General features: G+C 35.1%; 20 protein-coding genes. 11 read left to right on the top strand and 9 right to left on the bottom strand.

What is annotated here, in order from left to right:
- The coding region (locus tag KC460_04135) for a hypothetical protein (GenBank protein ID MCA9770530.1) at positions 1 to 464 on the top strand (464 nt) is incomplete at its 5' end.
- Between the two features lie 267 nt (positions 465 to 731).
- Here the strand turns inward: KC460_04135 and KC460_04140 are convergent.
- From KC460_04140 to KC460_04155, 4 genes are all read right to left on the bottom strand, one after another.
- Positions 732 to 1,244: an HIT domain-containing protein gene (locus tag KC460_04140; GenBank protein ID MCA9770531.1), complete on the bottom strand. Its 513-nt coding sequence runs from the start codon at positions 1,242 to 1,244 to the stop codon at positions 732 to 734.
- A 25-nt stretch (positions 1,245 to 1,269) separates the two neighbouring features.
- Positions 1,270 to 1,941, bottom strand: a complete 672-nt coding sequence (locus KC460_04145; protein MCA9770532.1) for a hypothetical protein — start codon at positions 1,939 to 1,941, stop codon at positions 1,270 to 1,272.
- Between the two features lie 2 nt (positions 1,942 to 1,943).
- Positions 1,944 to 3,527, bottom strand: a complete 1,584-nt coding sequence (locus KC460_04150) for a hypothetical protein (GenBank protein ID MCA9770533.1) — start codon at positions 3,525 to 3,527, stop codon at positions 1,944 to 1,946.
- A 139-nt stretch (positions 3,528 to 3,666) separates the two neighbouring features.
- On the bottom strand, positions 3,667 to 5,037 hold the full coding sequence (locus KC460_04155; protein ID MCA9770534.1) for a hypothetical protein: 1,371 nt from the start codon (positions 5,035 to 5,037) through the stop codon (positions 3,667 to 3,669).
- Between the two features lie 292 nt (positions 5,038 to 5,329).
- On the opposite strand from KC460_04155, the gene wecB reads away from it, so the two are divergent.
- The 8 genes from wecB (at position 5,330) to KC460_04195 (ending at position 16,349) form a co-directional block, all read left to right on the top strand.
- Entirely contained in the window at positions 5,330 to 7,942 is a 2,613-nt protein-coding gene (gene wecB, locus KC460_04160; GenBank protein ID MCA9770535.1) for a UDP-N-acetylglucosamine 2-epimerase (non-hydrolyzing), read from the top strand.
- Positions 7,939 to 10,152: a bi-domain-containing oxidoreductase gene (locus KC460_04165; GenBank protein ID MCA9770536.1), complete on the top strand. Its 2,214-nt coding sequence runs from the start codon at positions 7,939 to 7,941 to the stop codon at positions 10,150 to 10,152. Before wecB ends, KC460_04165 begins: the two co-directional genes overlap by 4 nt.
- A gap of 74 nt (positions 10,153 to 10,226) precedes the next feature.
- A complete protein-coding gene (locus KC460_04170; protein MCA9770537.1) occupies positions 10,227 to 11,564 on the top strand; it encodes a glycosyltransferase family 39 protein in 1,338 nt (445 codons plus the stop codon).
- A 55-nt stretch (positions 11,565 to 11,619) separates the two neighbouring features.
- Positions 11,620 to 12,033, top strand: a complete 414-nt coding sequence (locus tag KC460_04175) for a hypothetical protein (protein ID MCA9770538.1) — start codon at positions 11,620 to 11,622, stop codon at positions 12,031 to 12,033.
- Positions 12,034 to 12,218: 185 nt separating this feature from the next.
- On the top strand, positions 12,219 to 13,337 hold the full coding sequence (locus KC460_04180; protein MCA9770539.1) for an NTP transferase domain-containing protein: 1,119 nt from the start codon (positions 12,219 to 12,221) through the stop codon (positions 13,335 to 13,337).
- 16 nt (positions 13,338 to 13,353) lie between these two features.
- Positions 13,354 to 14,451 (top strand): GDP-mannose 4,6-dehydratase, encoded by a 1,098-nt coding sequence (gene gmd, locus KC460_04185; protein ID MCA9770540.1) that lies wholly within the window; start codon positions 13,354 to 13,356, stop codon positions 14,449 to 14,451.
- Positions 14,444 to 15,373, top strand: coding sequence for a GDP-L-fucose synthase (locus KC460_04190; protein MCA9770541.1), 930 nt, complete (start codon positions 14,444 to 14,446; stop codon positions 15,371 to 15,373). The genes gmd and KC460_04190 overlap by 8 nt, the downstream gene beginning before the upstream one ends.
- Positions 15,374 to 15,398: 25 nt before the next feature.
- Entirely contained in the window at positions 15,399 to 16,349 is a 951-nt protein-coding gene (locus KC460_04195; GenBank protein MCA9770542.1) for a hypothetical protein, read from the top strand.
- A gap of 169 nt (positions 16,350 to 16,518) precedes the next feature.
- Here the strand turns inward: KC460_04195 and KC460_04200 are convergent, their stop codons facing one another.
- The 4 genes from KC460_04200 to KC460_04215 all read right to left on the bottom strand — a co-directional run bounded on the left by KC460_04200 (position 16,519) and on the right by KC460_04215 (position 19,762).
- A complete protein-coding gene (locus KC460_04200; GenBank protein ID MCA9770543.1) occupies positions 16,519 to 16,917 on the bottom strand; it encodes a hypothetical protein in 399 nt (132 codons plus the stop codon).
- Between the two features lie 28 nt (positions 16,918 to 16,945).
- Entirely contained in the window at positions 16,946 to 17,407 is a 462-nt protein-coding gene (locus tag KC460_04205; GenBank protein ID MCA9770544.1) for a hypothetical protein, read from the bottom strand.
- 138 nt (positions 17,408 to 17,545) lie between these two features.
- Positions 17,546 to 18,925, bottom strand: a complete 1,380-nt coding sequence (locus KC460_04210; GenBank protein MCA9770545.1) for a UDP-glucose/GDP-mannose dehydrogenase family protein — start codon at positions 18,923 to 18,925, stop codon at positions 17,546 to 17,548.
- Between the two features lie 72 nt (positions 18,926 to 18,997).
- Entirely contained in the window at positions 18,998 to 19,762 is a 765-nt protein-coding gene (locus KC460_04215; GenBank protein ID MCA9770546.1) for a mechanosensitive ion channel, read from the bottom strand.
- A gap of 202 nt (positions 19,763 to 19,964) precedes the next feature.
- Between KC460_04215 and KC460_04220 the strand changes: the two genes are divergently transcribed.
- Entirely contained in the window at positions 19,965 to 20,885 is a 921-nt protein-coding gene (locus KC460_04220; protein MCA9770547.1) for a hypothetical protein, read from the top strand.
- Positions 20,886 to 20,948: 63 nt separating this feature from the next.
- On the opposite strand, the gene KC460_04225 is transcribed toward KC460_04220, so the two are convergent.
- Entirely contained in the window at positions 20,949 to 22,667 is a 1,719-nt protein-coding gene (locus KC460_04225; GenBank protein ID MCA9770548.1) for a tetratricopeptide repeat protein, read from the bottom strand.
- 117 nt (positions 22,668 to 22,784) lie between these two features.
- Here KC460_04225 and KC460_04230 point away from each other — a divergent pair, with 117 nt between their 5' ends.
- Positions 22,785 to 23,774: a hypothetical protein gene (locus KC460_04230; GenBank protein ID MCA9770549.1), complete on the top strand. Its 990-nt coding sequence runs from the start codon at positions 22,785 to 22,787 to the stop codon at positions 23,772 to 23,774.
- The last annotated feature ends 93 nt before the right edge of the window (positions 23,775 to 23,867 follow it).

Consider the following 23,867-nt stretch of genomic DNA (forward strand, 5'->3'; position numbering starts at 1 on the left):
CAATTAATAAAAATAATAATGATCAAAACATACCTACTAAACTTTCTGCATGCGCTAATATGTTTACTAATCGTACAGAGAATTACTTAGACCATCACTTATCATCACAATGGCCAAGAAAACACGTTATTGAAGTTGGTAATCAACTTATTACATGTGTGCAGCTTGCTGTTGCTGGAGAGACAGCAACGTTTTCTAAAGATGAGGTTGATAGTGTATACAATAAAAATGCTGATCTATTGAAAAATAAAGAAAAGCTAGAAAATCAAATTGCACAACAACAAGCTCTTATTGATGCTGCAAGGAAGAAATATAACAGGCATGGAACAGCTGTTCTTCTAACTGCCGGTGCTGCTAGTGGTGCAGTATATTTCGGTATTAAAAAAGGATACATCACTATAAATACTGAAAAAATAGCTGAAGATTCACCTGAATGGCTTGCTAACATCATCAACAAGAAATAACAATATTCCCTGTTATTGGGGTTAGTATGGTTGAATCCTGGAGTTTATACTCACACTCCAGGATTCAATACATACACTATCCGTATATACTATTTTTTATTCTTCTTATCTGATCTTTTCTTCAACTCGGGATATTTTTTATATACCGCTCTTCTAATACCTTCTGGATTAGATGCATTATGTGCGCATAATAGCGGCAATTTGATTTGCTGCTATATTCTATACTTTGAAGTATCTGTGAATTTTGGTATATGTTCTAAGTTAATATTAGAGGGATAATATCTCAAAATATGGCTTAAGTTGTTCATAAATTTTATTTAAATCAGAAGAAACTACCTTTGTTTTACCAATGGTAGGCATAAAGTTGGTATCACCTTGCCAACGTGGCAATACATGAAAATGTAAGTGAGATGGGATGCTTGGGCCTGCAGCTTTGCCGATATTAAGGCCTATATTAATTCCGTGGCAATCAAGAACGTTTTGAACGATTTTGCAGCTGTGGGTTACCAGTTCCACAAGTTCGATTCGTGTTTTTTTTGGTAGATCTTCAAGTAAGCCAATATGTGCGTAGGGCATTATTAATAGATGGCCTGCATTATACGGATAGCGATTGAGCATGGCAACACAATGCTCGAAACGCTTTAGGATGTAATACTGCTCGTCAATATTTTCCTCTAGCTGCACACAAAAAACACACTCATTTTCTGTTGCAGTTTCTTTTTTCGTTTTTGCCTCAGTTTCGGTATAATTAGTCCGCCAAGGTGCATAAAGCATATTCATAGAAATCCTTTTACAATATACATGGCTAATTTTTGCTACCTTTGCATGATTTATTTTGACAAAATTGTTTTAATTTGCAACATAAAATTGGGCGCAGCGATATTTTTTTTTGTTGGCGTTGTTGTTTTGAGTCAATTACAATTGCTTTAACTGTTTTTTTACCTTGGGCAATTGTTTTTTTGAGTAAATCCCATTCAACAAGAGCAAGCCTATCCTTTTCTCGATATTTATGTTGTTTTACAAATTTTTTTTCTGTGTAAAATCGGTCAATACATTGATCAATAAGATGCTCAGGAAAGTATGTTATATAGGTAACCATATTACTTTTTTTAGTACCGACATTTTTTTGCGTAATAACATATTTTGTATTACCAGCTTGTGGAGCAATATATTTCTCAATTTCTTGGACAGACATACTAATTGTTTTGTGAGATATCATTTCTTCAGAGCATTCACGTGCTGCTGATTGCAAAGGCGTTTCTCCTGGATCTGCTGCACCGCCAAAATCGTCATATGTTCCCTTATCTGCACCATAGCCTTCTCGACCTAAAAAAGCGTATACCACTTTTTTACCATCTACCGTTTTGGTAATAAGCGGTAAGACAGAACCTGCATCGTGCTTATTAGCTATTATATTGTTTGACAGGAAAAAATGTGCAGTTGAGACAAAAAAAAGCAAATAACGTAATAATTTCATATTTACACCCCTATTTTAAAATGTGTTTTGAGTACTTTTTGAATTTTATGCCATATTGTTTGGTCTTTAGGTTTTTCATGTATTTGTTGAGGCATGTTTTGTTTCGATTGTTCTTTGAGTTCATATTCTTTGATTGCATGTGCAATTTTTTCTTTTAGCGCATTGTTTTTTTCTTGATATATGCGCCACACGCTTTGATCAACTGTATTGAATTGAAATATCTTTATGCCACTTGATGGGTTAAGGCCTCCGTAAGTATCCATAGTCATCGATAAGCAAAACTCAATTCTATCGCTATCTGTTACTGTGCTGGCATCTCTTTGTAATGCATTCATAACTAAAGAAAGTTTGTTTGTTGGTTTTTTGTAACCATTGATTGCTATTGGATCGTGGGGAAGGCCTCCTCCCTTTGCACATAAAACAGAGTGGTCAGCAGTTTTTTTTGGTATGGCAATAAGTAATGTATTGCCATATTTTGAGAGTGATGCGTGTAATTTTTGTAATTCAATGAGTTCTTTTTCAAATTGTTTGTATATAAATTCATAGTTGTGGAGTACAAAAACTTCACAGGGCGTGATATGAATAGTGCCATTGTTGCTATTGTTTGAAATATAACTAGCAGAGCAACTGCCGTATGTGTTTGTATTAGCAAAAAAAGCATAGTTCATAAATAGCATTCGTTGACGAACTTCTTCAGACGTTCTTCCATTTTTTAAAATTTTTTTTCTTAAATCACTTTCTTCTTGAAGTATTGATATGTCTGAACAAAAAGTTCTGACATGCAAGAATAAAAAGTCGTCAAGCTTTTTTTTATGCTTTTGTTCCCACAACCACGCAAACCAATCTTCTATAAATTGATATTTCCATCTTTGGCCATGAATGAAGGTATAATACTTATCTTGAAGTTCTTTCTCTTTTGCAATGATACAGTGGATCATATTTTGTAGGCGGGGGTCTTCAACATATACCTGGTGAGTTGAGGTTCCACATCCGTTATTAACAACGAAAGAAAAGTTATTAATGATGTGTTGTTCTGTTTGGCAGTAATTCGATTTTTTTTCTTTTTTTAATTTTGATGCATAGCTATAAAGTTTCAATTTGGATGCATAGCCATCTATTTTGTTAAATGCTAGTGCAGTCATCATGCGATCAAAAGGAAGTTGAGTATTTTTTGATAAATCATCTAACGCATTTTGTACAAATGATTTACATGTTGGATATTGTGTAAAAAAATGTAGAATCGTAGGGTTTGTTTGTAAAATGTTTTGTGCTGCGGCTTTGATAAGTACCTGAAGGTGGGTATTATCTATCTGTACTATTTTTTGTATCAGTTTAATGCAAAATCTGCTTTGATTGAATTGTACAAAGTTCTTGGCAATTACTGGTGCTAATTTTTGCGCAAGTGATTTATCTGTAGTAAGTGCGATCTTTATTTGATTGTATGTGGCTTTATTGTTGCATGTTGTAGCCAATGCAACTACATTATCTTTTTCCTGTGCATCAACAGTAAGTGATAAAAAATTGAGTAAAGCAAATGTACCAATATATAATTTGGTACGATATGTACTGCGTTGACTCTTTTTCATAATATCCCCTAAATGAAAAATAAAACAAATACCCCTTTATTATTTTATATTCAAATAGGCAAAAATCAAGCGTATCGATGTGCTTTTCACATAGAATTAAGCGTCTTTCTGTTGTTTGCTACATTGCCTCTGGGTGATTTCATATAGAAATATGTATCCATCCCATGAGAGAAAGAATGATCAATAGTGGCTCGGCTGGTAGGCGTAACCGGGCGTAGCCAAAGCCACCAGTCATAAATACGAGTGAAAACATAATGAATGCTGTGATAAGCCACAATCTATTAGGGTCTTGCCATAGTGCCCAAAGACCTTTTGTTGTGACTGGTTTGAGTATAAGGAACCAATTTCCTAAGAAAATACCAATCCAAAGAAATAGTGTGTAAAAGACTTCTAGCCATGCAAGTAAGCGTGTTAACGAGGGTAACGGTTTAAGCCAGAGTGTTTCGGACCACTTAGTGAGTAAAAATTCCTCGACTGGATCATATTTAAAGATATTATTATGCAGTGCAACAAGTTGATAAGTATACAAGTCAAAGATAGTTTTAAGTACTTCTTTTATCCAGTCATAAATAAACCAAAAGGGATGCGCACATATGATTTTACAAGCAAGTTGTCCCACTTCTGCTTCCTTTGAAACAATTCTTGTTGTGCCAGTGAGTGCTTTCTTTTTTTTATTTATTTTTAAATGTGCATGTTCGTAGAGCATTCTTATAGCATCTTCGAGTGAAACTTTTTTTATTCTACGTACTATTTTTGGTGCATTAAAAGTATTTAGATATACACCAAACATTGGGCAAAAAAAGAACCGGCCCGTTAAATTATAGTTGCGTATATACCAAGGGGAAATACTTGCAAAAAAAATGAGAGTAAATAGTCCGATTTTTTTTAAACGATTTTTCAGTGGTGTGTTATCAAAAATAAATAATAACCCAACGGAAACAACTAATACAAATTGCCCCATTGGTCTAATCCATGTTGTTATTCCTAAGGCTAGGGCGGCAAAGATGACTAAGAAATATACGTTGTTTGATCTATAAAAATTTAAGAGAGTATAGTTTTTTGATTTATCCGCTGAAATTTTAGACAAATCAGAATGGCTCTTTTGCGGGGATGGCTTATATAATATTGAATACAACCCGAGCAAGAATAAAAAGAAAAAAATAAGTGCAATGCCTTCAGAAAGTAGAAAGCCGCTGCTCAGAATAAAGCCAGGGTGTAAAGCAATAATCCATGCAGTGACAGTGGAAACAAATAATGAGTTAGTAATTGCAAAAGCTAAAAACAAAATAAACAGTGGAATAAACGAGTTAATAATAACTTGTGTCCAAAGTGCAATTTGAATTGCTTTTTCATTATCATTTATTTTGGTTTGTGTAATGCCAAATAGCTTGTAAAAAGTAGATAAAAAAAGTGGATATCCAGGTGTTCTCCAGAAAATATAGTCTTTTGTATCTGGTCGTTGCATGCCATTGCCAGAGTAAATACATAATCCGCAATTGTGATAATCCATGCTATCTGGTTGGCGGTAACGTTCATTGTTGCTTATATACAAACCAAAAACAAGTGCGCGAATGAGTAATGAGGCGCTGACAAGTGCAAGATAGTGGTATTTGATATATGATTGTTGAAGAGTGGTGTGTTGAAAAATGGTGGGTTCCTTTTTTTTGTTTTGTTTTTTATTCGGGTTATGATTATTGTTAATCTAACTCTGCTTATGGTCTTTGCCAAGAATTCCTAATGTGGTATGTTTGTCCACAAAATTAAAACAAAGTAGGTATATAGAAAAAAACAGGAGTATGCCTGTGAGTAATGCAAAGCAACCAGTAGTTGTTGTGGTTGGAACGCGGCCAGAGGGTATAAAAATGGCGCCAGTGTATTGGGCGCTTCGCAATGCCGGCTACCATGTTATATTGCTTTCTACTATGCAGCACAGTGAGCTCCTTAATGAAGTTTTTACTATTTTTGGTATGAAACCTGATTTTGATCTTGGAGTAATGCGCCTTGATCAAGATTTATTTTATTTAACACAGTCAGTTCTGCAAAAAACGAAAAATATTTTTACTCAGATAAAACCAAAACTTGTTTTGGTGCAAGGTGATACAACATCAACTATGGCCGCAGCGCTTGCTGCTTTTTATTTAAAGATTCCAATAGGACATGTTGAGGCTGGTTTGCGCACCTATGATTTGTATGCACCATTTCCGGAAGAGATGAATCGTCATTTTGTTAGTACAATTGCGCAACTCCATTTTGCACCGACAGAACATGCTGTTGATAATTTATCCGCAGAGCAGGTTGCTAAAAATCGTATTTTTTGTACAGGTAATACTGTGGTTGATGCGCTTCGTATATTGTGTGAAAAAATCGATGATGGTTCTGTTGAGATTGCAACAAACATTGTTGATTATGTTGCACAATGTAAGACCAAACATCAGAAAATTATGTTACTTACTGTTCATCGGAGAGAATCCTTTGGGAGTGGGATTGAACGAATACTTACAACTGTAAAGAATTTTTTACAGGAGCATCAGGATGTGTTTTGTTTTTATCCATACCATCCTAATCCAAATGTTATTCGTGCTATTGAAAAAGTGCAATTTTCATCATTATCAAATACCTATTTATGCGAGCCCTTTGCATATAAAGAATTAGTTTTCTTATTACGGGTTGCGGATATTATTCTTACTGATTCTGGCGGAATTCAAGAAGAAGCAATTAGCCTTGGTAAGCATGTAATTGTCTTGCGAGAAAAAACAGAGAGAATGGAAGGTGTGTGGGCCGGGATGGCGCATGTTGTTGGTGCTGATACGGAAAAAATACAGCATACTATGCAAGATATTTTAGAGCGGGATGTAGGAACTATTAACCCAAACAGGATCTATGGTGATGGCTATGCTGCGCAAAAAATTGTTGAAATCATAGAAAAGCAATATTCAAAACAAGATAGAGAAAAAAATGATTGTACTAGTGATGATGATCTTGGCAGTGTGCAAAATGGGGCGTATAAGCAAGAGGCTGCAATAGAAAACAATGTATTGGTATCAGGTGCTGAGGTACGATCTGTTTCAGAAAAGGATAGGCAGATGAAAAAGGTTTGTGTTGTTGGACTTGGTTATATTGGTTTGCCAACAGCAATAATATTGGCTGATAGTGGCTTTGATGTTGTTGGCTTTGATGTTGATGTACAGCGAGTTCAAAGAATAAACCAAGGTGATCCAGTCATTCAAGAGCCAGAAATATATGAAAAGCTACAGACTGTTTTAAGTAGTAAACAACTACAAGCTGTTATTGAAATGCCGAAAGCTGATTACTTCATTATTGCGGTACCAACACCACTTAAGGAAAATAAACAAGCAGATGTTTCAGCTGTATTTGCAGCAGCTGAGCAGATATGTGAAGTTCTCAAAAAAGGGAATGTAGTTATTCTAGAATCAACAGTGCCAGTTGGTACTACACAAAAATTAGCAGAGTTCTTGGAAAAAAGAACAGCTTTAAAGGTTGGTATTGATATTTTTGTATCACATTGTCCAGAGCGTGTATTACCAGGAAAGATTTTTAAAGAGCTTGTTGAAAATTCTCGGGTAATTGGCGGTCTTAATCGAATATGTGTTGAGCAGGCGCAATATTTGTACAAATACTTTGTGCAAGGCGCATTATATTTGACTAATGCTGCAACGGCAGAGATGGTAAAATTGGTTGAAAATAGTTTACGTGATGTAGAGATTGCATTTGCGCATCAAGTTGCGGCAATGGCTGATGCTGCTGGTCTTAATCCGTATGAAGTTATTGAGCTAGCCAATATGCATCCAAGAGTAAATATACTGAGGCCAACAGCAGGTGTTGGTGGGCATTGTATAGCAATTGATCCTTGGTTTTTGGTTCAAACATTTAAGAATGAAGCAACGTTATTGCATACTGCACGAATTATAAATGAACAGCGCCCACAAACGCTTGTTAAAAAAATTAAAGATACTGTCGCCAGCTGGCAAATGAAAAATACTGGCACATGTACAATTTTGTTGTTGGGTGCAACGTATAAACCGAATGTTGATGATTTGCGAGAGTCTCCTGCGCTTAGTATTGCAAAAACGTTGATACAGGAAAAAGTAGGTAATCTGTTGGTTTGTGAACCATACGTTAATAAAGAGAGCATGATACAACATGTTGGTGATTGTGTAGTAAAGGCTTCTGATGGCTTGGAAGTTGCTGATGTTGTGGTGTATCTTGTAGCACATCGGCGATTTAAGGCAATTGATCGTAAATTATTAAGAAACAAAATAGTTTTAGACTTTTGTGGTCTTTTATATAAAGGCATCGAAGAAGCAGGAAAGCAGGAGCACCTGTTTTGGCCAGCACGCAGTATTTTAGATATCTTTATTTCTAATCAAGAACCATCACAGGAGCGTAATCCATGAGGCAGCTGTTTTTAGATAAGGGTGTGCTTTCGATAAAACAGGTGGCACAGCCGGTATTGGACGATTACTCAGTTATTGTTCAAGTTCATTACTCGTGTATTAGTTCTGGGACAGAACAGGCAACTATTACTGCTGCACAAAAAAGTATGATGAGTAATGTTCCTGCAAAAATTAAAAAAATATTACATTCAATTTCGCAAAATGGGATGCAGGTGACCAAAGCATTGGTTCAGCAAAAATTAAGTGGCAGTATTCACTCACTTGGGTATTCGTGCTCTGGTCAAGTAATCGCTGCTGGAAAAAAAGTAGTATCATTGCAGGTTGGTGATTATGTTGCATGTGCTGGGGCTGGCTATGCGCAGCATGCCGATATTGTTTGTGTGCCAGAACACTTAGCTGTTCGAGTGCATGAAAAAAACTATTTAGCTTTAGCAAGTGGTACAACAATTGGTGCTATTGCGCTGCAAGGTATTCGGCGTGCACAGGTGCAGCTTGGAGAGAATGTGTGTGTTATTGGCCTAGGATTACTCGGGCAAGTTACGGTGCAATTTGCAAAAAATGCTGGAGGCACCGTTTTTGGGATTGATTTAGTTAATGATCGTTTGACTCTTGCAAAAAAGTGCGGTGCGGACCGAGTATATAACGCAAGTGAGGAAAAAAATTTTGCGCAAGAGATTAGGTTTGCAACAGATCATCAAGGTGTTGATGTTACAATAATTACTGCAGCATCCAAAAGTGATGCAATCATACAACAAGCAATGGAGTTAACACGAAAAAAAGGCAAAGTTGTTTTAGTAGGTGACGTTGGCCTTGGGTTGCAGAGAGATCCATTATATAAAAAAGAGATTGATTTTTTGATTTCTTGTTCTTATGGCCCAGGAAGATACGATCCTTCATATGAGTTGCGTGATAATGATTACCCATATGCCTATGTCAGATGGACAGAAAATCGTAACATGCAGGCAGTTGTTAAACTTATTGAGTCGGAAAAATTAAATCTTCGTGCGCTTTTGCCAGATACCTTTTGTTTAGAAGAGGCTTCTCATGCATATCAAAGAATAAGAGAAAAAAAGTCTTTGGGTGCAGTATTATATTATCACGAATCGGATGAATTTTGCGATACATCTGGTCGAAAAGAGGAAGCTAAGTTATCTAAGTTGGAGTATAAAAAAAGTGAATTTATAGAAGATAAATCATATCCTACGATGTTTGTGCCTGCGCAAAAGGCAGGGCTTTTACGTGTTGGAATTATTGGTGTTGGTGGCTTTGCCAAAGTGAAACTATTGCCGATACTTTCAGAGCTTAAACAGACAAAATTAGATGCTATTGTTGACGTTAATACAGCAAATGCACTTACAGTTGCACGTCAATATAAAGCAGCTCATGTTCTAGCAGATGACCAAGAGCTCTTTGAAAATGATTTGATTGATGTTGCTGTAATTGCTTCTCCACATTTATTTCATGCAGATCAAGCATTACGCGCATTAAAAAGTGGCAAAGCAGTATTTTTAGAAAAGCCGATGGTTACTAATATTGAACAGCTTAATGAATTTAAAAAACTTTTTGAGAATAGCCAGAATCATTTGTTATGTGTTGATTATAATCGTTCCTTTTCTCCGTTTATGCAAAAAATAAAAAAGGTAATACAAACAAGAGAAACACCATTGGTTATTTATTATCGAATGAATGCTGGTTATATTCCAGCTGAGCATTGGGTGCAAACAGATGTAGGTGCTGGGCGTATTATTGGTGAGGCATGTCATATTTTTGATCTATTTAATTTTTTGACAGATTCTCAGCCACTAGCGGTATCTGTGGAAGCAATTCATGGCGCAAAAAATGCGTTATTTCCAACAGACAATTTTTCCACACAGATTAAGTATGCTGATGGATCAATTTGTACTTTACTTTATACGGCACTTGGAAATACAAAAGTTGGCAAAGAACGCATGGAGCTTTTTTTTGATAGTAAAACAATTATCATGGATGATTATAAGATTCTTACTGGTTACGGCGTTGGTCCACTGTTTGATAAAAAAACATTAACACCAGACAAAGGCCATGCACAGTTACTGACAACATTTTTTGATCGTATCAAGCAACCAATATTTGTTCCACCGATTGAGTATAGTCGCTTGCTTACAACAGCTCAGCTGAGTTTAATGGTTGATCAACTTGCGTGTGCTGGCGGCGGTGAATGTACTGTTTAGTTTTTGATTTTTTTTAAATTAGTAGGTAATGCGCCAATTGAGTACTTTGCAACTATTGGCTATATTTTTTCTCTATGATTATGCAGAAATACACAAGATTATGCTTTTATTTAGTGCTTTATGTTTTTCTTACATTTATTATTTATTTTCATATTCCAGATCAACAATCACATTTAGAAATTGATTCCCCGGGGTATGATCGTATTGCAGTTAATTTTGCTGAGAATAATATTTTGGTTGATCCGCATAATATGCAAAGTGCACCAATTCAGCCGGTTGGGTATCCATTTTTTTTAGGTGTTTTGTATACAATTTTTGGGCATTTGTATACACCAGTTATTGTAGTTCAAATAGTTTTGGGCTTAGTTTCCTGTTTACTTATATTTCTTGTTTCGCTACAGCTGTTTGATATTCGTGTAGCTAACATTGCCGCATTTTTTTCTGCTATCAATATAGGCTTTTTAACGTATCCGCACTTTGTGTTAGCAGAAACTGTATTGCTTTTTTTATTATTACTTTTTTGGTGGCTATTTTTGAAAAAAAAATATTTTTTTGCTGGTCTAATGATAGGATCTTCTATTCTAGTAAAACCTTCAGCATTACTGTTTATTCCCGTAGTAACACTGTATTTGTTGTTTTTATCAAAACAAAGTCGATTACGAGTTATTGGTACATTTTTATGTAGTGCGTATGGTCCAATAGTATTATATATGATGTACAATTATTATATGTGGGGATATTTTGCTCTTGCGCCACTAACAAGCTTGAATATCTACCATGTTTTTTTCTCAAAAGTGTTAGCGCAATTGCATGGTGATACATCAAAACATTATATGCAAATAACGCTTAAATTTACTGGAACACATAGCTTTGATGAGTCTGGTTGGAACAATGCTAAAAAATTATTTTTTGACTATTTAAGTAAGGAGCCACTTATTTTTATTTATGTATGGTTTAAAAACGTATGCAAAAGTTTATTTGGTCTTTTTTCTACGCAATTAAAAGTATTATTGGAGCCTGCATTAAAAGGAGGTGATTGTTCATTCTTTGCTATGCCAGGTGATTTTTTTGATAAAATTAATGCATATGTGCGACATGGAACTGATTCAACTATACTACAGCTTATTGCATCGTGGGATGCGGTTTGGTCATTTGTGCGTATTATACCATTTTTTTTGGGTTTTATGGTGCTTGCTATAAAAAAACAGTATGGTATTGGATTATTAATTTTCTTATTTATAACACAATGTTTAATAATAACTGGTTTTGATGGTTGTGCGCGTTATCGTCTTATTTGTGAACCATTCATTATTATTTTAATGTCGGCTGGGTTGTGGTATACATACCTTTTGAGGTCCAAAAGAAAAAGGTTTTGTGAAACTTGTAAATATTCATTTCTTCTATTATCATAACATAAATTTACGTTATTGATTTACTGTTTATATTTTTTACTTAAGGGGTTTGTATATGTATAGAAAAACTATTTTTTCTTTTGTTTTATTTCCTTTATTATTGCTTATGGGTGTGCATTCCTTTTCTGCTGAAGAGCCTCACTATTGTGACGAAGACTTATGTAAAAAAGAAACTACATTTTTTACTTATATCTCTTTCATTGATTCAGAAGTTTACAGTCAAATGATTGAAAAACTTCGTAAGATTGACCAAGAAAATCACGAAAAAAATGAGCGATTACGTTGTGAGCTTAAAGAAAGATATCCTCGAGAATCAAGAACATGGAAACAAGTTATTTTCTTTTTATTTGTTGACAGTGATAGAAACAAGCGAGATGTGGAGTTTTTTAAGTATCGTATGAAAGAAAACTTTGTTGACAGGTTTATGGATAGACATGCTATTGTGGGTAATAAAGTAGAAAAAAAATAGCATTTTTAATGCGTGTATTTTACGTACTATTTATTTTTTAATATATGAAAACGCTTCAGAATATTATTTTCTGGAGCGTTTTGTTTTTTAATGATAAAAATGGTATAGAAAAAGAATTAATTTTGTAAAAAAGAGAGTTAAACATATTTTTTATGTAAATAAATATCAAAAAAAGGGGAAGATGAATGAAGCTGTTGATCAAAGTAGTAGTGTTGGCGTTGTTGGGAAGTCACATGAGTAATTATCTTTACTCCAATTCTCAAAAAAATTCTCATGTTTACTTTGTGATTCTTGCTGGTGGTAATGGTGAACGATTGTGGCCGCTGAGCAGAAAAAGTAAACCAAAACAACTGCTAGAAATGGGCAATAAAACATTGCTTGACCAGGCGATTGATAGAGCTGCACTATTGGTGCCTCGAGAAAATATTTGGATAAGTACGACAGAGTATCATAAAAAGAATATTCAAGATTTAGTGGGAAACAAAATAGGCGCTATTGTGGTGGAGCCTGGTTCTCGCAATACAGCACCGGCAATTTTATTAAGCTGTTTTAAGTTATATAAACATGACAAAAATGCGATTGTAATTTTTGTACCGGCTGATCCGTTTATTCCAGATCGTGATGCAAAAAAATTTGCTGGTTTTGTAGAGCATGGAATTAATTTTATTAGGCACAACAATCAATTACTTCTTTTTGGTGTAATGCCAACTTATCCTGCAACAGGGTATGGATACATAGAATTTGATATAACCAAATCTAACGATGGTATTACCCCATTTAAAGTAACGCACTTTCATGAAAAACCATCGCTTGCGGTTGCAAAACATTATCTTAAATCAAACAACAAATTATGGAATATTGGTATGTTTGGAGGTAAAGTTTCAGTCTTTCTTAATGAGTTTAAAATGTATGCTTTAACAATGTTTGACGGTATACGTGATTATTGCTACGGCATGGGCGATTATAACACTCTTCCAATGGATTCAATCGATTATGCCATCATGGAAAAAAGTAATAATGTTTGGGTAATGCCGGTTGATTTTTCATGGTGTGATGTTGGAAACATTGAAGTTTTTTTATCACTTGAAAAAGAGCATAGCGATAAGGAAACACAGGTACTGACTGTTGACTCACGCAATAATATGGTGTCTGTCTCAGACAAATTGGTAGCGCTTGTGGGTGTTGACGATCTATGTATTGTTCAAACAAATGATGCGCTGCTAATAACCAAGCGTGAAAAAGCAGAGCAGGTAAAAAAAATTGTACAACAACTTAAGGAACACGCAGCTGATGAATATCTTTAGTGCTTCTAAGACAGCAATGAAAGTGGCATTAATTGTTGGAATTACAGGACAAGATGGTTCGTACCTGGCGGAACTTTTACTTAAAAAAGGGTATGAAGTTCATGGAGTGAAACGGCGAACTTCTTTAATCAATACCTCACGTATTAATCATTTATACCATGATCGACATGAAAGAGGTAAAAATGGTTTCTTTCTCCACTATGGTGATGTCACTGATGCAACCAATATTATTCGTTTGATTCAGCAGATACAACCAGATGAAATTTATAACTTAGCTGCACAAAGCCATGTCGCTGTTTCGTTTCAAATGCCAGAATATACAGCACAGGTTGATGCGCTTGGGACATTGCACATTTTAGAAGCAATTCGTATTTTGGGATTGACTAAAAAAACGCGATTTTATCAGGCTTCTACTAGTGAATTATATGGTAAGGTTCAAGAAGTGCCGCAAACGGAGTCTACATCATTTTATCCTCGTTCACCATATGGTGTTGCAAAATTATATGGTTTTTGGATCACAAAAAATTATCGTGAGGTATATCAGATGTTTGCCTGCAATGGTATTTTGTTTAATCACGAATCGCCACGCCGAGGAGAAACATTCGTAACAAGAAAAATTACCCGTGCAGTGGCTAGGATAAAATATGGACTACAAGATGCATTATATTTGGGTAATCTTGATGCCCAACGAGATTGGGGTTATGCAAAAGATTTTGTCTATGCAATGTGGCTCATGCTACAACAAGAGCAACCAGAAGATTTTGTTATCGCAACTGGTCAAATGCATTCAGTACGTGAGTTTGTTGAACTTTCATTTAAAGAAATAGGCATTACTATTGTGTGGAAAGGTTCCGGTATTGATGAGGTGGGATATGACGTAGAAACAGGTAGGCCACTTGTTTTTGTTGATCCTAATTATTTTCGTCCAGCAGAAGTTGAACAGCTTATTGGTAATGCTACTAAGGCACAAGAAAAACTTGGATGGCAACCACACCTTACATTTTATGATTTGGTTGCATTGATGGTAAAAGAGGATTGTAAGTTTGTTGAAAAAGCAGTTGTATCTGATGGTAATCATAAAAGCAAGAGTGTGCTGAGTAATACCAATGAATAAAAGGGCGAAAATATATATTGCAGGGCATAGAGGTTTAGTGGGTTCAGCGCTTATGCGTATGCTCAGAAAAAATGGCTATACTAATTTTATTACGGCAACACGCGGCGAACTTGATCTGTGTGATCAGCGGGCAGTAAATTCTTTTTTTGAGGAAGAGAAGCCTGAGTATGTTTTTTTATCGGCAGCAAAAGTTGGTGGTATTTTGGCCAATGATACTTATTCGGCAGATTTTATTTATGACAATATTATGATTGCTGCAAATGTGATTCATGTAGCATATAGGCACAAAGTAAAAAAATTAATATTTTTAGGGTCTTCGTGTATTTATCCGCGTGAATGTCCGCAGCCGATGAAAGAAGAATATTTATTAACTGGTCCATTGGAGCCGACAAATGAATGGTATGCGATTGCAAAAATTTCGGGCATAAAATTATGTCAAGCATATAACAAACAACACGATACTAATTTTATTGTTTGTATGCCAACTAATTTGTATGGGATTGGGGATAACTTTCATGGGGAGAATTCTCATGTTATTCCTGCACTTATAAAAAAATTTCATGCGGCGAAAATTAATAATGAAGAAGAAGTTGTGGTGTGGGGGACTGGCAGTCCACGACGCGAGTTTTTGTTTGTTGATGATCTTGCTGACGCGGTTGTATTTTTGATGAATAATTATAATGGCTCTGAGATTATTAATATTGGAACTGGTATTGATATGACTATCAAAGAATTGGCATTGTCTATAAAAGAGGTTATTGGCTTTCAAGGGAGGTTGGTATTTGATATAACTAAACCGGATGGTACACCACAAAAACTTTTAGCCGTTGATAAAATTAATCAACTTGGTTGGCATGCACAAATAAACTTTTTTGATGGACTTACTGCTACATACAAATGGTATCAAGAATATGTTGTATGAATTGAAGGAATTTTTTAAAAGGTGTATGTTATTTTTTTTATTTTTTATACCCTTTTTTTCGTATGCATTTATCTACCATGATTTTGATGATGCAATGCAAATTTCTCGTTATCCAAATACTGATTATGCGAAGCGCACATTTAAAGAAGTTGGTGTGAGCGCGGATGATATTTTAGATTTTTTTAGGAATTTATATAACAATAATAGTTTTAGAGAGCTTCTTCAATGTGCTTATACTGAATCCCTTCATGTTTCTGGCCGAGATTTTGACAAGCAAGATCAGGGGAGTATGAGACAGAGAATTCCAAAAATTATTCATCAAATTTGGATAGGAACAGAAGTTCCGCAAGAATTCAGAGCATTTCAGCAAAGTTGGAAACTGATTCATCCTGATTGGTGTTATCGTTTATGGACGCAAGATGATATCAGGGGTTTTGGTTTTAAAAATATTGAATATATTACTAAGTCACGTAACCCAGCAGAAATTTCTGACATGATGCGCTATGAGATCTTATATCGGTATGGTGGTGTGTATGTTGATATGGATCAAGAGTGTTTACGAGCGTTTGATGAATTGCATCGGTTGTTTGATTTTTACATTGGTATTCAACCGCTTGATAGTGGTATGGTACAGCTTGGTATTGGTGTGATTGGCTCTGTGCCAGGCCATCCACTAGTGCGAGAGCTGATTAACGCTATTAAGTATAACTGGCAACAGTTTGAAGGTAAGCAAGCGGTGACGCAGCGGACAGGGCCAGTGTTGTGTACCAAAGTATTTTTAAAGTATGCAAAGAGTGTTTTTTATAAAAATATTGCATTACCTGCGCTGTATTTTTATCCGCTAGGCTCACAAGAGTATGATATTGATAAAACAAAATGGGTTGCAAGTGGTTCTCTTGCTGTGCACTATTGGGCAAAGACATGGTTGTTACCATCGTTCCGCCGAGCAGCATTTAAAGGTATTAAAAATTATTGAATAAAGAATGTGAGTAAAGGTAAAAGCCTTGGTAGAAGGTTTATTACCAAGGCCTTTTTTGTGTGAAGAAGGTTGTTTTTTGTATTTTTAAGGTCTCACAATGAATATGTAGTTGCGATCCACTTTTGCTTGCTCTACTTGTTCCAGCAAGTACATCAAGACAAATTTTTTACCTTCCTAAAAATCTATAGTCTTTGTTTCTGGCAGCTGCACCAGGACCAGCAAAAGCCTTTCCAATCTTTTTGGGGATCATGTACACCTCATGTCCAAGTAGTCCACCAAAATATTTTGTATTTTTCCATGCAATTTTTGTGCATTCTTTATATGATCTATCTTTATTGGCTTCTGTGAAAAATGGTGCCAAAAAAAGGCCAGTAACTAGGCCAATATTAATTCCCTTACGGAATACAATATAATGAGATGGCGTGCCATATTTTTTCGCAATATTTTTTGCTATAGTAATACAGTTTCTCCAAGGTATCGTTTTGAATGCTTTTTTTGAGAATGTGTTTGTAGTTGTACTCAAAAAACTTAGGCTAATAATTAAAGATAATAATAACTTTTTCATTATAAACTCCATTTTTTATCCGTAATTTTTATCTGCCAAATATACCGATATAATTATTATTTTCTCGAGCTTCTCTGGCTGGAGCGGACATTACCTGGAAAAATACTTTCATAGGATTTTTTACTGTATTCGTAAACAGCCAACCATTCCAAATATTCAGTGCGCCTTCACTACAAGCTTTTTTTATAGATTTTTTATTTAAGGTTTCATTAGAATTAAAGAGTGCATAAAATGGTACTGCAAATTTAAATGCGGATTCTACACCTAAAATGCCATATTCAGCGTATGTTTTCCAAAGATACCACTTTGTCCAATTTTCTTTTGTATAATTCAGGGCTTTAGAAGTGAATGGTCTAATACTTGAAAACGCTTCTTTTAAACCTATCTTTTTACTAAAGTTTCTACCAAAGTTTCTAATGAATGTTTGAGTTGTACCTATAGAGCCAGTCGTGAGTAATATCACAATTAATATAGAAAATGACTTTTTCATAACAACCTCCATTTTTCATATTCTTCACCTTTACCTACCATTAATTATACACTAATAGAAAACATTGTCAAACCCGATTATTTCAGGTTGAAAGTATTTAAAAAAAGGGGGGGAACTTTGGAGGGTGCATTCAAGCTATTAGAGGCTGTTTTTATGCCCCCTTCCCATGGTGGAAAAGGCGAAACCTGCCTGTTTAAGCGCATATGGGTCAAGCATATTACGTGTATCAACAATAATAGGTGTTTTAAGAAGATTTTTTACTCTTTCAAGGTCCAGTTGAGAAAATTCAGCCCATTCAGTGACAATAATTGCCGCATCAGCTTTGTTAAGGGCTTCATAGGCGCTTGAAGAATAGGTAATATTTGGAAAGAGTTTTTTCATATTTTGTATGGCCGCTGGATCGTATGCTTGTACAAAAGCACCATTTTCAAGCAACATTTGGACTGTGGTACTAGCTGGTGAGTAGCGAATGTCATCAGTATTTGCTTTAAAAGCCAATCCTAAAACAGCAATGGTTTTTCCTGCTATATTATTATCCATAAGATGCAATAATTTTTCTACAGGCTTTCTTTTTTGTTTTTCATTTGCTATAAGTGAAGCCTCTACTACATGCAAGTCTGTACCCAATTTTTGGGCAATACGTAATAATGCCAATGAATCCTTAGGAAAGCATGAGCCGCCAAAACCGGGGCCAGGTTGTAAAAATTGTTGGCTAATTCTTTGATCAAGTCCCATTCCCCATGCAACAATGGCAATATCAGCACCTGTTTTATCACATAGATTAGCAAGTTCATTGATATAGCTTAATTTAACTGCTAAAAAAGCGTTTGAAGCATACTTTATTGTCTCAGCTGTTTCTATTGAGGTTTCAAGTATAAAAATATTTTTTTCTGATGCTGCTTTATAAATATCTAACATAGTGATGTACGGGTAATAATGGTTTGTACCAATAACAATGCGATCTGGGTACAAAAAGTCATGTACTGCGCTGCCTTCTTTCAAAAATTCAGGATTGCTTACCATATAAAAAAGATCTGGTGATATACCCATTGCTTCCAATTGTTTACGTGCCCATTGGCCAGTACCAACCGGTACTGTGCTTTTTATTACAATAATTTTCTTTCTTTTGTTTAAGATGTGTTGATTTTCTGGTTTAGGTGAATGTATGCATTGAGCAATAGTCTGTAATACGCTATTTACAGCGCGCATATCAGCATTGCCATCATCTCCCATTGGGGTGCCAACGGCAATAAAGATAACATCATTTGTTTGTATTGCATCAGCAACGTTACTAGTAAAACTGAGACGACGATGTTCCATGTTTTTTATAACAAGCTCTTGAAGGCCAGGCTCGTAAATGGGAATGATTCCTATCTGTAGATTCTGAATTTTTGCATCATCAATATCTGCACATATAACAGTATTGCCATATTCGGCCAGACCCGCACCAGTTACTAATCCAACATATCCTGTGCCAATAACTGCGATATTTTGATATGCAGAAACGGGGTTAAACATAAATAAAAGAGGTACAAACAGTATTTTCTTGAACATATCTACTTCCTTTTAAAAACAGTGTGTTTTTTATTTTTATGTGATGTGGCTAATGTGGATTATTTTGATGTTATTTCTTTCGAGGGTATTTTTTAGTAATTCGGTCATGCTCCTTCCAGCTGTGATAACTTTATTTGTTGGTGCCCACATTTGTGCAGTATAATTTACTCCGAAATAGGTAACTTTATTGAGAAAAATAATAGGAGCTGGTGTACTTAAACAGTCATTACATTGGTTCAAGGTATTTGTTAGTAATGAAATAACCTCTGAACTTGATTGACTTTCTTTGATAGTTATAGAAAAAGAAATACGGCGATTTTTATAGTACGTATTATTAGTAACAACATTTTTTATAAAAATTTCGTTCGGCACACGGATAAGTTTGCCATTAAATGTTTTTATTTTAGTAGAAAGTAAGTCAATTGATTCGATAATGCCATTTACCTCGCTGTATGCGATAGTGTCGCCAACGGTAAAAGGGCATTCTATTAATAAGAAGATGCCACTTATTAAATTTGATATAGTTGTCTGTGCAGCAAAACCAATTGCAATACCTGCAATACCTGCAGCACCTAGAAGTGCGGTTAATTCAAAACCTAAATCTTTTAATACCATAGTGGCAATCAGTGCAAGGCCGGTATAAAAGATTCCTTTACCTACAAGCAAATTCACATGTTTATTTATTTTCTTTGAAAGGGTATTACATATAAATCGCCGTATTATAATTAATAATGGAATACCAATTATTAATGTAGCTGTAATACGAACTATAATCTCTAAATTTTCTGGTATAGCAAACATGATGAAGTTAAGGTTTCGTGGATAAAAAATTATTTAATACATTGTTTACTACTGTGCCATGTTAAGGAAAAATGTGCAAGAACTTGCCTTTTTGACCTTTTAAGATATGGTCTGCAAAAGATAATTAGTTTGTACTAATGCTTTTTTTAACGCATTGATATGTTCGGAAAGGGCAGGAAAGTTAATAAAATAGGAGTGCTGCATGAAGCAATTTTTTCTTATATGTTTTTTTTCTTTTGCTGTACAAGCTCATGGTAATTTTTTTTGGAACCATATAGATTTTGATGTTGCAATGAATACAAGTAAATATCAATTAGAAGTTTGGGTTACAAAAGAAGTATTTGGTATTGCTGGTACAGTAATGCTTGATTTTTATCGGCAACTGTATAATACAAATAGTCCAATTAACTTATGCGGCATAAGCGGTGAATTACGTATACCAAAGGTTATTCATCAAATTTGGATTGGTGGGCCTGTGCCAGACGTGTTTACTCACTATATCCAAACATGGAAAGATATGCACCCAGATTGGGAATATAAATTATGGACAGATGAGAATATTCATACAGTAAATCTTTATAATCAAAAGTTTTATGATGAGACAGATTCGCCGGGTGTAAAATCCGATTTACTCAAATGGGAGCTTGTGTATCAGTTTGGCGGTGTATATGTTGATATGGATTTTGAATGTTTACGTTCACTAGATATATTTCATCACACATATGACTTTTATACTGGATTGCAACCGCTTGATACGCAATTTTTACAATTAGGCGCAGCACTTTTTGGTGCCATTCCTGGTCATCCAATCTTGAAGCACTGCATAGAAACTATCAAAGATGATTGGCATTTTCATGGTGCACCAACCAAAAGTGGGCCAGTGCATTTTACCAAATCATTTTACAAAACAGCAGGAAAAGGTGGCTTTATTGATATTGCATTGCCGGCATTGTATTTTTATCCACTTGGCTGTCGAGAAAAAGAATTAACATATCAGAAATGGGTAGATACTGGTGCATTTGCTGTGCATCATTGGGCAAAAAGTTGGATGCCGCCTAAATATAGATTAAAAAAATTTAGGAATTTGGGTAATGATATATTAACAGAAAGTTGGAATGATTAGGTCCTATATTGTAGAGCGGTTTCTAAAAGTTATTACAGCTTATTTTACAATAAAAATTCACGATCAAGTAATCATGAGTTGAGAAAGTTTTTTTTTAGCTGCAGCAATAACAGAACTCCAATCGCCGGGTTTTTCTTGGCGTATCAATGTCATATTGGGATACCATGATGTTTTGTTGTTGTGTGCTGTCCAGCGTGGATCAGATGAATACGGTAGTAATAGAATTGTTTTCGCGCCGAGCGCGCCTGCTAGGTGCGCAACGGATGTGTCAATTGTAATTACAACATCCATATTGTTAATAAGTGAGGCAGTATCCATAAAATTGCCGTTTTTGGTATCTAAATCATCAAAGACATTTAGAGTAAATGACTCTGAAATATGTTTGATTTGATCGAGTCCAGGGCCTTTTTGTAGACTATAAAAAATAACGTTTTCTATTTTTTGCAGTTGCATAAGCTGTTGCAAAGGGATTGATCGTTTTTTGTGTGGTGGTATCATAGCATCGCCGCCGGCAGCCCAGCATATGCCAACGCGAAAATGTTTTTTGTGTGGATTTTCTAAGGCAGTGAGTTTTTGTCGCCACTGTTTTTCTAGTAATGTGTCGGTGTTAATATATGGTTTGGACTTCATAGTTTGTGGATTTACATGACACAAAAGTGGAACACTTTGCATGGAAGTGATGGCATCATATTTTGGTAGTGGACTGTGTTCGTCAATAACTTCATCAATATAGTTACAGTTGCTTAATAATGTCACCAGCGGTTTGTTTACACGTGCAATAACATGCCCACCTTGCTGTTTAATAGTTTGTGCAAAACGAACAAACTGTATCATGTCGCCCAAACCATTTTCACCGAGTAGCAAAATAGTTTTATCGTGAGCATTTGTACCATCCCATTTTTTAGATAGATTTTTTAAATTAGAAAGATTCCAGCGCCATTCATATTCTTGTAATCCTTTTTCATACTCGCCAAGTGCAAAATAATTTCCTGCCAGTGCTACGTGTGCGCGTGCATAATCTGGTTGTAGTGCAAGTGATTTATGGTAATAATCACGGGCTTGTTTAAATTTTTTGTGATGCTCGAGTTGTTGCCCAATAATAACATATAATTGCGCTGGAGAGCTTGTGAATTTGATAAGTTTATCGTAAAGTGCTGTTGCTTCTTGTTCTTTACCTTGCCATAACAATACATCTGCTTGTTCTAGATATATGTGAGTACTATTTGGATTGAGTAGCTCGGCTTTTTTTAAGTGGTGTAATGCTTGTTGGTATTGCTCTTTTGTATGCTTATTTGCATACAAAATACCTAAACGTGTGTGTGCTTCAAAGCAGTTAGGATCAGTTCCTATTGCTTGTTGATACTGATCAATAGCTTCATCAGTTTTTTCTAACCATTCTAATGTACGTGCATGATGAATATAGGATTCTGTGTGTTTAGGATTTTTTTCCAAAATAAAATTGAATATTTTTTGTGCTTCATTCCATTTATGCTGTTTTTCAAGTGCTATACCGAGATTAAAATATGCAGAAAAGTTATTTGGGTTTAAACGAATAACGTGTTCATATTGTGTTTGTGCTTGTGCATACTTCTTTTCATCAAACAGGCTATTGCCAAGTTTGAATTGTCGTTCAATATTTTTTTGAGGGGTAAGTTTGTCAATTGGATCGTAACCAGATCCATTATTATACAAAATAGTTCGATATAAAAGAGTGCTAAATAATAGTGCTGGAACAATAAATAATAACAATGAAAAGGGTGATTTTTGTATAGTATGCTTCATGTTCCATACTCTATCGCAATTACGTATGCCGTCAAGCTTGACCTAACTGTGCAGTATGTTAAGTTTTTCGCGCATTATTTTATCTGTTTTTATGCGCATTGTTTTTGGAGATATATAATGAAAAAACATATTTTTTTTTCTCTGTTTATTTTTTTTGTACCAATTCAAGCTATAAATATTGATTTTGATATTTCAATGCAGTTGGAACATTATCAACACATTTTGAAGAAATCTCAGAGCTTTACATTATGGTATTATTTTTTTAAAGAATTATATGAAAATAATTGTAAATATTTTGATATCAGGGAGACATGTTTTACAAATCTCAGTGAACGATGTAGAGGCGAGAAATATCACAAATGTAGTGGAAATAGTGTTTGTAAAATTCCAAAAACATTACATTTTATTTGGCTTGGTGGGCGAGTACCAGAAGAGTACGAACAGTACCAAAGAAGTTGGTACAAACTGCATCCTGATTGGCAGATTGTGTGGTGGACTGATACTCCTGAGCAATTTAATATTGAGTTCATTTTAACTAGTTTTTCTGAAGTTAAAAAAAATAAAAATAAATTTATTGTTGTTGATACAAAAAAGTTAATTTTTGATAACAAAAAATTCTATGATGCTGCCCGTAATTATGGGGAAAAATCAGATATTTTAAAATGGGAAATTATCTATCGCTGTGGCGGTTTGTATGTTGATATTGATTTTGAGGCACTTAATCCATTAGATATTTTGCATTATTGTTTTGATTTTTACACTGGCATACAGCCACTCGATACTAATATCGTACAATTGGGAGCAGCACTTTTTGCTGCACGGCCAGATCATCCTATTTTGCGTACATGCGTGGAGGGTATAGAATATAACCAGCATATTCAGCAGATTGTGTTAAAAACAGGACCACTGCATTTTACAAAAAGTTGTATTAAGGCATTGCAAAAATATACTGCCGAATGTGGTAGATGTATTGCATTACCTGCAAGCTTTTTATATCCATGTGGGTATAATCAACATGGCATGCCGCAATCTGCATGGATTAAACCAGAAAGTTTTGCAGTACATCAGTGGGCTGGTAGTTGGTTGAAACCAGAAGCATTTGAATAATTTTTGAAAATTTTGCTTTTATTTCCGTGACCAGAAAACCGTGGCCTTTTAAGGCCGGGGATGAATGGTCTCCCTTAGTGGGCGGATATGAGT

The organism is Candidatus Dependentiae bacterium, assembly GCA_020431705.1.
Classification (GTDB): domain Bacteria; phylum Babelota; class Babeliae; order Babelales; family Vermiphilaceae; genus JAGQHQ01.

What these genes read in the sequence shown, in the direction of transcription:
- KC460_04140 (MCA9770531.1), bottom strand. Translation starts at nt 1,244, where the DNA reads ATGAATATGCTTTATGCACCTTGGCGGACTAATTATACCGAAACTGAG.
- KC460_04145 (MCA9770532.1), bottom strand. Translation starts at nt 1,941, where the DNA reads ATGAAATTATTACGTTATTTGCTTTTTTTTGTCTCAACTGCACATTTT.
- KC460_04150 (MCA9770533.1), bottom strand. Translation starts at nt 3,527, where the DNA reads ATGAAAAAGAGTCAACGCAGTACATATCGTACCAAATTATATATTGGT.
- KC460_04155 (MCA9770534.1), bottom strand. Translation starts at nt 5,037, where the DNA reads ATGGATTATCACAATTGCGGATTATGTATTTACTCTGGCAATGGCATG.
- KC460_04165 (MCA9770536.1), top strand. Translation starts at nt 7,939, where the DNA reads ATGAGGCAGCTGTTTTTAGATAAGGGTGTGCTTTCGATAAAACAGGTG.
- KC460_04170 (MCA9770537.1), top strand. Translation starts at nt 10,227, where the DNA reads ATGATTATGCAGAAATACACAAGATTATGCTTTTATTTAGTGCTTTAT.
- KC460_04175 (MCA9770538.1), top strand. Translation starts at nt 11,620, where the DNA reads ATGTATAGAAAAACTATTTTTTCTTTTGTTTTATTTCCTTTATTATTG.
- KC460_04180 (MCA9770539.1), top strand. Translation starts at nt 12,219, where the DNA reads ATGAAGCTGTTGATCAAAGTAGTAGTGTTGGCGTTGTTGGGAAGTCAC.
- gmd (MCA9770540.1), top strand. Translation starts at nt 13,354, where the DNA reads ATGAAAGTGGCATTAATTGTTGGAATTACAGGACAAGATGGTTCGTAC.
- KC460_04190 (MCA9770541.1), top strand. Translation starts at nt 14,444, where the DNA reads ATGAATAAAAGGGCGAAAATATATATTGCAGGGCATAGAGGTTTAGTG.
- KC460_04195 (MCA9770542.1), top strand. Translation starts at nt 15,399, where the DNA reads ATGTTATTTTTTTTATTTTTTATACCCTTTTTTTCGTATGCATTTATC.
- KC460_04200 (MCA9770543.1), bottom strand. Translation starts at nt 16,917, where the DNA reads ATGAAAAAGTTATTATTATCTTTAATTATTAGCCTAAGTTTTTTGAGT.
- KC460_04205 (MCA9770544.1), bottom strand. Translation starts at nt 17,407, where the DNA reads ATGAAAAAGTCATTTTCTATATTAATTGTGATATTACTCACGACTGGC.
- KC460_04210 (MCA9770545.1), bottom strand. Translation starts at nt 18,925, where the DNA reads ATGTTTAACCCCGTTTCTGCATATCAAAATATCGCAGTTATTGGCACA.
- KC460_04215 (MCA9770546.1), bottom strand. Translation starts at nt 19,762, where the DNA reads ATGTTTGCTATACCAGAAAATTTAGAGATTATAGTTCGTATTACAGCT.
- KC460_04220 (MCA9770547.1), top strand. Translation starts at nt 19,965, where the DNA reads ATGAAGCAATTTTTTCTTATATGTTTTTTTTCTTTTGCTGTACAAGCT.
- KC460_04225 (MCA9770548.1), bottom strand. Translation starts at nt 22,667, where the DNA reads ATGAAGCATACTATACAAAAATCACCCTTTTCATTGTTATTATTTATT.
- KC460_04230 (MCA9770549.1), top strand. Translation starts at nt 22,785, where the DNA reads ATGAAAAAACATATTTTTTTTTCTCTGTTTATTTTTTTTGTACCAATT.